9 protein-coding genes are annotated in these 13,311 nt (G+C 58.2%); 3 read left to right on the top strand and 6 right to left on the bottom strand.

Annotation, left to right across the window (positions count from 1 at the left end):
• The first annotated feature begins 233 nt into the window (after positions 1–233).
• Positions 234–1,049 carry a co-chaperone DjlA gene (gene djlA, locus AC3WOK_RS14190; RefSeq protein ID WP_047346325.1) on the top strand — a complete coding sequence of 272 codons (816 nt, stop codon included), beginning with the start codon at positions 234–236 and terminating at the stop codon, positions 1,047–1,049.
• 30 nt (positions 1,050–1,079) lie between these two features.
• Here djlA and rluA read toward each other — a convergent pair whose 3' ends face one another.
• From rluA to araB, 6 genes are all read right to left on the bottom strand, one after another.
• The gene (gene rluA / locus AC3WOK_RS14185) at positions 1,080–1,739 is read right to left on the bottom strand and encodes a bifunctional tRNA pseudouridine(32) synthase/23S rRNA pseudouridine(746) synthase RluA (RefSeq protein WP_063429517.1); all 660 of its coding nucleotides are present in this window, start codon (positions 1,737–1,739) and stop codon (positions 1,080–1,082) included.
• Positions 1,740–1,751: 12 nt separating this feature from the next.
• A complete protein-coding gene (gene rapA, locus AC3WOK_RS14180) occupies positions 1,752–4,658 on the bottom strand; it encodes an RNA polymerase-associated protein RapA (RefSeq protein ID WP_047346327.1) in 2,907 nt (968 codons plus the stop codon).
• Between the two features lie 128 nt (positions 4,659–4,786).
• Positions 4,787–7,144 (bottom strand): DNA polymerase II, encoded by a 2,358-nt coding sequence (polB, locus tag AC3WOK_RS14175; RefSeq protein ID WP_492354699.1) that lies wholly within the window; start codon positions 7,142–7,144, stop codon positions 4,787–4,789.
• A gap of 74 nt (positions 7,145–7,218) precedes the next feature.
• Positions 7,219–7,914: an L-ribulose-5-phosphate 4-epimerase gene (araD, locus tag AC3WOK_RS14170; RefSeq protein ID WP_059310614.1), complete on the bottom strand. Its 696-nt coding sequence runs from the start codon at positions 7,912–7,914 to the stop codon at positions 7,219–7,221.
• 86 nt (positions 7,915–8,000) lie between these two features.
• Entirely contained in the window at positions 8,001–9,503 is a 1,503-nt protein-coding gene (gene araA, locus AC3WOK_RS14165; protein ID WP_047346330.1) for an L-arabinose isomerase, read from the bottom strand.
• A gap of 10 nt (positions 9,504–9,513) precedes the next feature.
• Positions 9,514–11,223: a ribulokinase gene (araB, locus tag AC3WOK_RS14160; RefSeq protein ID WP_492354698.1), complete on the bottom strand. Its 1,710-nt coding sequence runs from the start codon at positions 11,221–11,223 to the stop codon at positions 9,514–9,516.
• 337 nt (positions 11,224–11,560) lie between these two features.
• Here araB and araC point away from each other — a divergent pair, with 337 nt between their 5' ends.
• Positions 11,561–12,406, top strand: a complete 846-nt coding sequence (araC, locus tag AC3WOK_RS14155; protein WP_047346332.1) for an arabinose operon transcriptional regulator AraC — start codon at positions 11,561–11,563, stop codon at positions 12,404–12,406.
• A 118-nt stretch (positions 12,407–12,524) separates the two neighbouring features.
• The gene (locus AC3WOK_RS14150; RefSeq protein ID WP_047346333.1) at positions 12,525–13,292 is read left to right on the top strand and encodes a DedA family protein; all 768 of its coding nucleotides are present in this window, start codon (positions 12,525–12,527) and stop codon (positions 13,290–13,292) included.
• The last annotated feature ends 19 nt before the right edge of the window (positions 13,293–13,311 follow it).

The following is a 13,311-nucleotide window of genomic DNA, read 5'->3' as shown; positions in this document are numbered from 1 at the left end:
TATTTTATTGTTCCGTCATCAGTGGCTACGGCTTACAAACGCTCAGAGACTATCTTACTCATCTGCGCAGTACCAGCGTTAATCCTGCCCGTTTGCGTGCCAGAGTGTTAGGCTCGCTATCGAATGACGAGTATGATAAAGCAAATTATAGGCGATGTCCTTCAATTGACCGTGACTTGAACACAGTGATGATGACGTTGCGTCGGCCAGGAATATGACTATCCGGGGAGTATATGCAGTATTGGGGTAAAATAATCGGCGTTGCGTTCGCCATCATCATGGGTGCCGGGTTCTGGGGGATTGTACTTGGGCTTATTATCGGCCATATGTTTGATAAGGCGCGCAGCCGCAAAATGGCCTGGTTTGCCAATCAGCGTGAGCGTCAGTCCCTCTTTTTCTCCACCACCTTTGAGGTCATGGGGCACTTAACCAAATCCAAAGGGCGTGTAACCGAAGCCGATATTCAGATTGCCAGCGTCTTTATGGATCGCATGAACCTGCACGGTGACTCCCGTCTGGCGGCACAAAATGCGTTTCGCATCGGTAAATCGGATAACTATCCGCTTCGCGAAAAAATGCGTCAGTTCCGCAGCATCTGCTTCGGGCGTTTTGATTTAATTCGGATGTTTCTGGAAATCCAGATCCAGGCGGCCTTCGCCGACGGTTCGCTGCACCCTAATGAGCGCGACGTGCTGTACGTCATTGCGGAAGAGCTGGGCATCTCCCGCATGCAGTTCGATCAGTTCCTGCGCATGATGCAGGGCGGCGCGCAGTTTGGCGGCGGCTATCATCAGCAGTCGTCTGGCGGCACCTGGCAGCAGGCGCAGCGTGGCCCAACGCTGGAGGATGCCTGCAACGTGCTTGGCGTGAAGCCATCGGATGATGTCACCACCATCAAACGTGCCTACCGCAAGCTGATGAGCGAGCATCACCCGGATAAACTGGTCGCGAAAGGCTTACCGCCGGAAATGATGGAGATGGCGAAGCAAAAGGCGCAGGAGATTCAAAAGGCCTACGAGCTCATTAAAGAGAAGAAAGGTTTCAAATAAAAAAAAAGCCCGACGGTGTCGGGCTTTTTTTTAGAAGTCCACCGGGGCCTTAAACGTCATCGTGTTACCGAAGGCCGGATGGGTGATAGTGAGCGTCTGCGCATGAAGCTGCAGACGGGGCGCTAACGCCAGCGCTTCAGGCGGGGCGTAAAACCGGTCGCCCAGAATCGGATGGCCCAGGGCGAGCATATGTACGCGCAGCTGGTGAGAGCGCCCGGTAATCGGCTTAAGCAGGACGCGCGCGGTGTTATCCGGCGCGTACTCCAGCACTTCATACTCGGTTTGCGCCGCCTTGCCGGTTTCATAGCACACCTTCTGCTTTGGCCGGTTCGGCCAGTCGCAGATCAGCGGTAAATCGACCAGACCCTCTTCGCTTGCCGGATGGCCCCAGACGCGCGCGACGTACTGCTTTTTCGGTTCGCGCTCGCGGAACTGGCGTTTCAGCTCGCGTTCCGCTTCTTTATTCAGCGCCACCACAATCACGCCGCTGGTGGCCATGTCCAAGCGATGGACGGACTCCGCCTGCGGATAATCACGCTGAATACGCGTCATCACGCTGTCTTTGTGCTCATCCAGGCGCCCCGGCACGGACAACAGGCCGCTTGGCTTGTTGACCACCATAATATGCTCATCCTGATACAGAATGACCAGCCAGGGATCCTGCGGCGGATTGTAAGGCTCCATCACCATCTTGCGCTCCGTTTACTGATGCGTCACAACGATAAGGCGCAGGGCATCCAGACGCCAGCTTGCCTGATTCAGGCTTTCCAGCACCTGCTGACGGTTGCTTTCAATCGCCGCCAGTTCGTCGTCACGGATGTTAGGGTTGACTGCTTTTAAGGCTTCCAGACGCGACAGTTCCGCAGACAGTTTCTCGTCGGCTTCATTGCGCGCGGCATCAATCAGCGCTCTGGCTGATTTTTCAATCTGGGTTTCGCCCAATTGCAGAATGGCGTGTACATCCTGTTGTACCGCGTTGACCAGTTTACTGCCCGTATGGCGGTTCACCGCGCTCAGCTGTCGGTTGAAGCTCTCGAATTCAACCTGTCCCGCCAGGTTGGTGCCGTTTTTGTCCAGCAGCAGGCGGACGGGGGTCGGCGGCAGGAAGCGGGTGAGCTGCAGCTGTTTCGGCGCTTTCGCTTCCACAACGTAAATCAGCTCCACCAGCAGGGTACCCACAGGCAGCGCCTTGTTTTTCAACAGGGAAATAGTGCTGCTGCCGGTATCGCCGGACAGAATCAGATCCAGGCCGTTGCGGATCAGCGGGTGTTCCCAGGTGATGAACTGAGCGTCTTCGCGGGACAGCGCCACGTCACGCTCGAAGGTAATGGTGCAGCCATCTTCCGGCAGGCCCGGGAAATCCGGAACCAGCATGTGATCGGACGGGGTAAGAACAATCAGGTTCTCGCCGCGGTCGTCCTGGTTAATGCCCACGATGTCGAACAGGTTCATGGAGAAGCTGATCAGACTGGTGTCATCATCCTGTTCTTCAATGCTCTCGGCAAGCGCCTGCGCTTTTTCACCGCCGTTGGAGTGGATCTCCAGCAGGCGATCGCGGCCCTGTTCCAGCTGCGCTTTCAGCGCGTCGTGCTTCTCACGGCAGGATTTGATCAGCTCATCAAACCCTTCTGTGTTTTCCGGCGCGGCGAGGTAGCCGATCAGATCGCCATGTACCCGATCGTAAATCGTGCGGCCCGTCGGGCAGGTATGCTCAAACGCGTCCAGGCCTTCGTGGAACCAGCGTACCAGCACTGACTGGGCGGTTTTTTCCAGGTAAGGCACGTGGATCTGAATATCATGCGCCTGACCGATACGATCCAGGCGGCCGATACGCTGTTCCAGCAGGTCCGGGTTGAACGGCAGGTCGAACATTACCAGGTTGCTGGCGAACTGGAAGTTACGGCCTTCAGAACCGATCTCAGAACACAGCAGAACCTGCGCGCCGCTGTCCTCTTCACCGAACCACGCCGCGGCGCGGTCGCGCTCAACGATGGACATGCCTTCGTGGAACACGGCGGCACGAATGCCCTCGCGCTCGCGCAGGACCTGCTCCAGCTGCAGGGCGGTAGCCGCTTTGGCGCAGATCACCAGCACCTTCTGGGACCGGTGCGCGGTCAGGTAGCCCATCAGCCACTCCACGCGCGGATCGAAGTTCCACCAGGTGCCGGTATCACCTTCAAATTCCTGGTAGATTTGTTCCGGGTAGAGCATGTCGCGAGCGCGCTCTTCCTGAGTTTTGCGCGCGCCCATAATGCCGGAGACTTTAATCGCCGTCTGGTACTGCGTTGGCAGAGGCAGCTTGATGGTGTGAAGCTCGCGTTTCGGGAACCCTTTCACGCCGTTACGGGTGTTACGGAACAGCACGCGGCTGGTGCCGTGGCGGTCCATCAGCATGTCAATCAGCTCTTTGCGCGCCGATTCTGCGTTTTCGCCTTCACTGTTGGCAGCCTGCAAAAGCGGCTCGATGTCCTGCTCGCCAATCAGATCGCTCAGGGTATTGAGTTCGTCGTTAGAGAGACGCTTGCCCGCCAGCAGCATGGCGACGGCATCCGCGACCGGACGGTAGTTATTCTGTTCTTCCACGAACTGCGCAAAGTCGTGGAAACGGTTTGGATCGAGCAGGCGCAGACGGGCGAAGTGGCTTTCCAGCCCCAGCTGCTCCGGCGTTGCGGTCAGCAGCAGGACGCCAGGCACGCGCTCGGCAAGCTGCTCGATAGCCATATATTCGCGGCTCGGCGCGTCTTCGCTCCAGACCAGATGGTGCGCTTCGTCAACGACCATAATGTCCCACTCGGCATCGCACAGGTGCTCAAGACGCTGCTTGCTGCGGCGCACGAAATCCAGGGAACAAATCACCAGCTGTTCCGTTTCGAACGGGTTGTCCGCGTCGTGCTGGGCTTCGGCATAGCGCTCATCGTCGAACAGGGAGAAGCGCAGGTTAAAACGACGCAGCATTTCGACCAGCCACTGATGCTGCAGGGTTTCAGGAACCACAATCAGCACGCGCTCGGCGGCGCCGGAAAGCAGCTGCTGATGCAGGATCATGCCCGCTTCAATGGTTTTCCCCAGGCCCACTTCATCAGCCAGCAGCACGCGCGGGGCGTGACGACGGCCCACGTCATGAGCGATATTCAGCTGGTGCGGGATCAGGCTGGTGCGCTGTCCGCGCAGGCCGCTCCACGGCATGCGGTACTGTTCACTCTGGAACTTGCGCGCGCGATAGCGCAGAGAGAAGCGATCCATACGGTCGATTTGCCCGGCAAACAGGCGATCCTGCGGCTTGCTGAAAACCAGTTTGCTGTCGAGCAGCACTTCACGCAGGATGACATTGGCCTCGTCGGTGTCCAGGCGAGTCCCAATGTAGGCGAGCAGTCCATTCTCTTCTTTTACGTCTTCAATCTTGAGCTGCCAGCCGTCATGGCTGGTCACGGTGTCACCCGGATTAAACATTACGCGGGTCACAGGGGAGTCATTGCGAGCGTACAGGCGGTTTTCACCGGTGGCAGGGAAGAGGAGGGTAACCATGCGCGCATCGACGGCAACGACGGTTCCTAATCCAAGTTCGCTTTCTGTATCGCTGATCCAGCGTTGACCAAGTGTAAAAGGCATAGTTGTTCGGCTCTAATCTTTAATTGCAGGCAATAGTTCGACCCCCGTCAAAAAAGACGGTCATCGAAAAATGGGTCCGGGAATGGAAAGGGCGCTATGGTACTGGATGGCAGCCATTTCGTCACGCGTCAAAATAGGCCAAGTTGCCCTGTCACTAGTGTAGCAAAGTCGTCGTCGATGAAGGGCAAAATTCCGTCTGCGACCGGCTGAAGCTGACGCGTCAGATAGTGTTCGTAATCCAGAGGAGAATGTTGATAATCCACGGGTTCCGGGCCGTTAATCGTCCAGACGTATTTGATGGTCCCCCGGTTTTGATACTGCGGCGCGCGGCCGCGGCGAACGTTTTCTTCATCCGCCAGGCGCGCGGCGCGTACGTGCGGAGGAACGTTGCGCTGGTACTCGGCGAGCGGGCGACGCAGGCGCTTGCGATACACCAGCTGCGCGTCAAGTTCACCCGCCATCAGGCTGGCTATCGTCTCGCGCACGTAGTCCTGATACGGCTCATTGCGAAACACCCTGAGATACAGTGTTTGCTGGAACTGCTGCGCCAGCGGCGTCCAGTCGGTGCGCACCGTCTCCAGCCCTTTAAAGACCATCCGCTGCGCGTCGCTCTCCTGAATCAGCCCGGCGTAGCGCTTCTTGCTGCCCTGATCGGTGCCGCGAATGGTGGGCATTAAAAAGCGGGCAAAATGGGTTTCAAACTCCAGCTCCAGCGCGCTGGTTAACCGCTCTTTTTGCAAATGTTCCTGCCACCAGCCGTTCACGAAGGCGACCAGCGCGTTGCCGATTTGCGCGGCGTCCTCGTCTGAATGTGCGCCCTTGAGCCACACAAAGGTGGAATCCGTGTCGCCATAAATGACGTCATAGCCCCGGGATTCAATCAGCGCTTTGGTCTGGCGCATGATATCGTGCCCGCGCATGGTGATCGAGGAGGCCAGACGTGGGTCAAAGAAGCGGCAGGCGCTGGTGCCCAGCACGCCGTAAAAGGCGTTCATGATGATTTTCAGCGCCTGCGAGAGCGGCTTGTTGCCTTGCCGCTTGGCCTCGTCGCGGCCGTGCCAGATGTTGCCTACGATTTCAGGCAGACAGTGTTTTTCCCGCGAGAAGCGTGCACCGAGGAAGCCTTCGGTGCTGTGTTCATCGTCCGGCTGCGCCATGCCCTCAACCAGCCCGACGGGATCGATCAGGAAGGTGCGGATAATCGACGGGTAGAGGCTTTTGTAATCCAGGACCAGAACGGAGTCATACAATCCTGGCCGGGAATCCATGACGTAGCCGCCGGGGCTGGCCTGCGGCGGCACGTCCCCGAGGTTTGGGGCAACGTACCCTGCCCGGTGCATTCGCGGAAAATAGAGGTGGCTAAAGGACGCCACGGAGCCGCCGTGTCTGTCAGCCGCGAGTCCGTTCACCGTCGCGCGCTCCAGCAGGAACGGCATGATCTCGGTTTTGTGGAAAATCTGCGTCACCAGCTCGCAGTCTTTCAGGTTATAGGTGGCGAGCGCCGGCTTGTCTTCGTTAAAGCGCCGGTCGATCTCGTCCATTCGGTCCCAGGGATTGTCGATGGATTTGCCTTCGCCAAGCAGCTCCTGTGCGACCGCTTCAAGGGAGAATGAAGAGAAGTTCCAGAAGGCGGACTTAAGCGCCTCGATGCCGTCAATAATCAGGCGACCGTTAGCCTGTGCAAAGAAAACACCGTTCTTAAAACCGTGCTCGCGCCATTCCAGCTCGCTGTTTCCGCGCCCCAGCATCAGCGGGATGCGGTAGCGCTCGGCGTGTTTCTGCAGCACGCGCAGGTCAAACTGCACCACGTTCCAGCCGATCAGAACATCGGGATCGTAGTCGGCAAACCACTGGTTAAGCTTCTCCAGCAGCTGCGGGCGGCTGTTGACGTACTCAAGCCGGAAATCCAGCGCGGACGCATCGCCATTCGGAGGCCCGAGCATATAGACAACCCGATCGCCACACCCTTCCAGGCCAATACAGTACAGTTCACCGTGGCGGGTGGTTTCGATATCCAGCGACACCCATTTCAGCGGCGGACGATAGTGCGGATTCGGCTTCAGGCGCGCGTTGATAATTTTGCCGTTTTGCGGGGAGCCATCGATCCAGACGGGAGCGGTAATAAACCGCTCCATCAGAAAGCGTTCAGGTGGGCGGATATCCGCTTCGTAGAGCGTCACGCCTGCTTCTCGGAGCAATTTTTCATAGCGCATAAGCTGGCGATGGGCGCGGCAGTAAAGGCCGTAAACCGGCTGACGATGAAAATCTTTCAGTTCAAGCGGAGTAATACGCCAGCCGTTTTCGCCGCGCAGCAGTTGCTTCACTTTTTCGACGTGAGGTTCTGGAATAAAAGCCACGGATTCCTGCGGCGGCAGCGTGACCTGCAGCGGGCCGTTGTCCGTCGCCAGCCAGAATTCAACCTCGGTGCCCTGAGGCGTATCCCGCCAGTGTCGGGTCAGTAAAAAGCCTTCTTGCGCCTGCGCCACGCCGTTATCCCATAAAACAAAACTAGGCTTGATTATAGCCTGGTTGAATATTTTATGCTGGGTATATATACAGTTTACTGTCCGTAATAGGCCTTCGCGCCGTGCTTGCGCAGATAATGCTTATCCAGCAGGGTTTGCTGCATGTCCGGGAGCTGCGGTGCCAGCTGTCGGCAGAAGATCCCCATATAGGCGACTTCTTCGAGCACGATCGCGTTATGCACCGCGTCTTCCGCGTTTTTACCCCAGGCGAATGGGCCGTGGGAGTGCACCAGCACGCCGGGCATTTGCGCCGCGTCGATTCCCTGTTTCTCAAAGGTTTCAACAATCACGTTGCCGGTTTCCCACTCGTATTCACCATTAATCTCGGCGTCGGTCATCAGGCGCGTGCAGGGAATGGTGCCGTAAAAATAGTCCGCGTGGGTGGTGCCGGTCGCCGGGATGGACTGGCCCGCCTGCGCCCAGATGGTGGCATGGCGCGAATGGGTATGCACAATGCCGCCGATGGTCGGAAATGAGCGGTACAGCAGTCGGTGGGTTGGCGTATCGGAGGAGGGTTTTTTCTTACCTTCGACCACTTCACCGGTCTCGAGGCTGACAACGACCATATCGTCCGCCGTCATCACCGCGTAATCAACGCCGGAAGGCTTGATCACGAACACGCCTTTTTCGCGGTCAACGGCGCTCACGTTGCCCCAGGTCAGCGTCACCAGGTTATGTTTCGGCAGCGCCAGATTGGCTTCAAGTACCTGACGTTTGAGATCGTCTAACATTGTTGTCTCCTGCCGGATGGCGCTTCGCTTATCCGGCCTACAGAACCGTAGGCCCGGTAAACGTCGTGCCACCGGGCATTCAGGGCTTAGCGTTTTGAACCGTAATAAACTTCGTTCCAGCGCAGCGCGTCTTTGAACGCAGGCAGGCGGGTATCGTTATCAATCACGGTCAGTTCGATGTCGTGCAGTTCGGCGAACTGACGCATGTCGTTCAGATCCAGCGCGTGGCTAAACACGGTGTGGTGCGCGCCGCCTGCGACGATCCAGGCTTCTGACGCGGTAGGCAGGTCAGGCTGTGCTTTCCACAGGGCGTTGGCGACCGGCAGTTTCGGCAGAGAGTGTGGCGTTTCAACCGCATCGACGCAGTTCACCAGCAGGCGGAAACGATCGCCCAGATCGATCAGGCTGGCGTTGATGGCCGGGCCAGTGCGGGTGTTGAAGATCAGACGAGCCGGATCGGCTTTACCGCCAATGCCGAGGTACTGCACGTCGAGGATCGGCTTCTCTTCCACCGCGATAGAAGGGCACACTTCCAGCATGTGCGAGCCGAGCACCAGGTCGTTGCCGTTCTCGAAGTGGTAGGTGTAGTCCTCCATAAAGGAGGTGCCGCCCTGCAGACCGGTCGACATCACCTTCATGATGCGAAGCAGAGCGGCAGTTTTCCAGTCGCCTTCGCCGGCAAAGCCGTAGCCCTGCTGCATCAGACGTTGTACTGCCAGGCCCGGCAGCTGTTTCAGGCCGTGGAGGTCTTCAAAGGTGGTGGTAAAGGCGTGGAAACCACCCTGTTCCAGGAAACGCTTCATGCCCAGCTCGATGCGCGCCGCGTCCAGCACGTTCTGGCGCTTGTCGCCGTTGATTTGTGCCGCAGGCGTGAGGCGGTAGCTGCTTTCGTACTCGTCCACCAGCGCGCTCACGTCGCCATCGCTGATTTCATTGACCACCTGTACCAGGTCGCCCACGGCCCATGTGTTTACGGAGAAGCCGAACTTGATCTGCGCGGCGACTTTATCGCCGTCGGTCACGGCCACTTCACGCATGTTGTCGCCAAAACGCACCACTTTCAGGTGGCGGGTATCCTGCTTAGAGACCGCCTGACGCATCCAGGAGCCGATACGCTTCTGTGCCTGGCCGTCCTGCCAGTGGCCGGTGACCACCGCGTGCTGTTGACGCATGCGCGCGCCGATGAAGCCGAATTCGCGGCCGCCGTGCGCGGTCTGGTTCAGGTTCATGAAGTCCATGTCGATGCTGTCCCACGGCAGGGAAGCGTTGAACTGGGTATGGAACTGCAGCAGCGGTTTATTGAGGATAGACAGGCCGTTGATCCACATTTTGGCCGGTGAGAAGGTGTGCAGCCACACCACCAGACCGGCGCATTTATCGTCGTAGTTGGCGTCGCGGCAGATATGGGTGATCTCATCCGGCGTCGTGCCCAGCGGTTTCAGCACCAGTTTGCACGGCAGTTTGGCTTCTGCGTTCAGCGCATTAACGACGTGCTCCGCGTGTTTCGTCACCTGCTGCAGCGCTTCCGGTCCGTACAGGTGCTGGCTGCCAATCACAAACCACACTTCATAATTATTAAAAATGGTCATCGTCGTGTCCTTAATGGGTCAGGGTTGCCGTCGTGTCCGCGGTGTGTTTTGACGGGGCGGCGACAGGGAGATAGTGAAGTTCGGCGCTTTTTGCCCATTGCTGGTAGCGCTGATAAAGCTGTTCAAAGCGTTGTGCCTGCTGAGCCTGCGGCTGGAGCGTATTTTCAACGGCGCTTGCCATATGCTGCTGCGCGGTCGGGATATCCGCATGGACGCCTGCGGCAACCGCCGCGAAAATCGCCGCGCCCAGCGCGCAGCACTGATCGGAGGCCACAATCTGCAGCGGACGGTTCAGCACGTCGCAGCAGGCCTGCATGATGACCGGGTTTTTACGGGCGATGCCGCCCAGCGCCATCACGTTATTCACGTCGATGCCCTGCTCGGTGAAGCACTCCATAATCGCGCGGGCACCGAAGGCGGTGGCGGCAATCAGGCCGCCGAACAGCGCGGGTGCGTCGGTCGCGAGGTTAAGATCGGTAATGACCCCTTTCAGGCGCTGGTTCGCAAACGGCGTGCGGCGACCGTTGAACCAGTCCAGCACCACCGGCAGGTGATCGAGGGACGGATTTTTTGCCCAGGCCTCCGTGAGCTGGGGCAGAAGCTGTTTTTTGCTCTCTGCAATCTGGGTTTTCAGTTCAGGATGCGCGGCCGCCAGCCGATCCAGCGGCCAGCCCAGCACGCGCCCAAACCAGGCGTAGATATCGCCAAACGCGGACTGTCCGGCTTCGAGGCCGATAAAATCTGGCACCACGCTGCCGTCAACCTGGCCGCAGATGCCCTTCACCGCGCGGTCGCCGACGGTGGTTTTATCCGCCGTCAGAATGTCGCAAGTAGACGTGCCGATAACTTTCACCAGCGTATTAGGCTGTGCACCCGCGCCTACGGCACCCATATGGCAGTCAAACGCGCCGCCGGAGATCGCCACGTTCTGCGGCAGGCCGAGGCGCTTCGCCCACTCTTCGCAGAGCGTGCCGACGGGAATATCGGCGGTGAAGGTGTCGGTAAATAGGGGGTATTTCAGGTTTTTGTTGATGATCGGGTCGAGCTCGTCGAAGAACGCAGCCGGTGGCAGACCTCCCCAGCTTTCGTGCCAGAGTGATTTATGCCCGGCGCTGCAGCGGCCGCGGCGGATATCCTGCGGACGCGTGGTGCCGGAGAGCAGCGCGGGAACCCAGTCACACAGTTCAATCCAGGAGACGGCCGCCTGAGCAACCGATGCGTCCGCGCGGGTAACGTGCAGGATCTTGGCCCAGAACCATTCGCTGGAGTAAATTCCGCCGATGTAGCGCGAGTAGTCGGTTTTGCCCGGTTGATGGCATAAGCGGGTGATAGCTTCCGCTTCTTCCACGGCGGTATGGTCTTTCCACAAAACGAACATGGCGTTCGGGTTGTCGGCAAACTCAGGGCGCAGCGCCAGCACGCGGCCTTCAGCATCCACCGGGGCAGGCGTTGAGCCGGTGCTGTCGACGCCAATCCCGACAATCTCCGCCCGCTGGGCGTCCGTCAGTTCAGCGAGGACGGTTTTGATTGCCGCTTCCATCGACTCAATGTAGTCACGCGGGTGGTGACGGAACTGGTTGTTTGGCGCATCGCAGTAGCGCCCCTCTTGCCAGCGCGGGTACCACTCAACGCTGGTTGCTATCTCCTGGCCGGACGTACAGTCCACTGCCAGCGCGCGAACCGAATCGCTGCCAAAATCGAGGCCAATCGCAATTGCCATGGTGTTGCTCCATCGAAAAAACAGGTATGGAAGAACATTAGAGACTGGGGACGAAAATCGTCAGGCAGGATCCGCTAATCTTATGGATTAAATTGCTGTTACAACGGAAAGTGTGACGCCGTGCAAATATTCAATGTGGACATTTCTGCCGCACTTATAGACACTTTTGTTACTGCTTATCTGCCTGCTGTGGCGGAGAAATCAGGGGGAAAGGCTGAAACATGGCGGACGTAAAAGAGGCGTGAAGCTTTTTGGATCTTTTCGCAGACCATTTTTGACCTGCTTTTAATGATATGGACAATTGGTTTCCTTCAGGACCCTTGGGAGAACTGAATCTATGGCCGAAACGCAAAACGATCCCCTGCTGCCGGGATACTCGTTTAACGCGCACCTTGTGGCGGGACTGACCCCTATCGAGGCTGAGGGATATCTCGATTTTTACGTCGACCGACCGCTCGGGATGAAAGGATATATCCTCAACCTGACCGTGCGAGGGGAAGGGATCATCAAGAACGGTGACCAGCAGTTTATCTGCCGCCCTGGCGATATCCTGCTGTTCCCGCCGGGTGAGATCCACCATTACGGCCGTCACCCTGACGCCAAAGAGTGGTATCACCAGTGGGTCTACTTCCGTCCGCGCGCCTACTGGCAGGAGTGGCTTTCGTGGCCGGCTATTTTCGCACACACCGGTTTTTATCGCCCGGATGAGGTTCATCTGGCGCAGTTTCGCGAGCTTTTTGCCCAGATTATTGAGGCGGGGCAGGCAGGAGGTCGTTATGCCGAACTGCTGGCAATTAACCTGCTTGAACAACTGCTTCTGCGACGGATGGAAGCGATTAACGCGTCGCTGAATCCGCCGCTGGATAACCGCGTGCGCGATGCCTGCCAGTACATCAGCGACCATCTGGCCGATAGCCAGTTTGATATCGCCAGCGTCGCCCAGCACGTCTGCCTGTCGCCGTCGCGGCTGTCGCATCTGTTTCGCCAGCAGCTTGGCGTCAGCGTGCTGAGCTGGCGTGAGGATCAGCGCATCAGCCAGGCGAAGCTTCTGCTCAGCACCACCCGGATGCCGATTGCCACGGTGGGGCGCAACGTGGGCTTTGAAGATCAGCTTTATTTTTCGCGCGTATTTAAAAAATGCACCGGCGCCAGCCCGAGCGAATTCCGCGCGGGATGTGAATGAACGGTAAACATTCAGGTGAACTTCAGGAGCATCTTGTAAACTATTCAGACAATTGTTGCCTTGACGCGGTGCGGGGCGCTAAGCAGAATCGCTGATTCGTTTTCTGACCGGAATAGTTATGCAGGCATTGCTGGAACACTTTATTACCCAGTCCGTTATGTATTCGCTCATCGCCGTGGCGCTGGTGGCGTTTCTGGAATCGCTGGCTCTTGTGGGGTTAATCCTGCCCGGCACCGTGATGATGGCAGGGCTTGGCGCGCTGATTGGCAGCGGTGAGGTTAATTTCTGGCAGGCGTGGCTGGCCGGGATTATCGGCTGCCTGCTGGGCGACTGGATCTCGTTCTGGCTGGGCTGGCGCTTTAAGAAGCCGCTGCACCGCTGGTCGTTCATGAAAAAGAACAAAGCGTTGCTGGATAAGACCGAGCATGCGCTGCACCAGCACAGCATGTTTACCATTCTCGTCGGCCGCTTTGTCGGGCCTACGCGTCCGCTGGTTCCTATGGTCGCCGGGATGCTGGATCTGCCGGTCGCCAAGTTTGTGGTACCGAATATTATCGGCTGCGTTTTCTGGCCGCCGTTCTACTTCCTGCCGGGGATCCTCGCGGGGGCAGCCATCGATATTCCTGACGGTATGCAGAGCGGTGAGTTTAAGTGGCTGCTGCTGGGCACGGCGCTGCTGCTGTGGCTGGCGGCATGGCTGTGCTGGCGGCTGTGGCGCAGCGGAAAAGCGAATATCGATCGCCTGACGCGCTACCTCCCGCGTACTCGCCTGCTCTGGCTGGCCCCGCTGACGCTGGGTGTGGCCGTGGTGGCGCTGGTGGCGCTGATTCGCCACCCGCTGATGCCGGTATATGGCGAGATTTTATTAAAAGTGGTCAGCCGTTAAGGACTTTTCCCTCTCCCTG

The sequence above is a fragment of the Enterobacter sp. FW301-JW81 genome (assembly GCF_058788735.1).
This window is presented reverse-complemented; position numbering and strand designations above follow the sequence as displayed.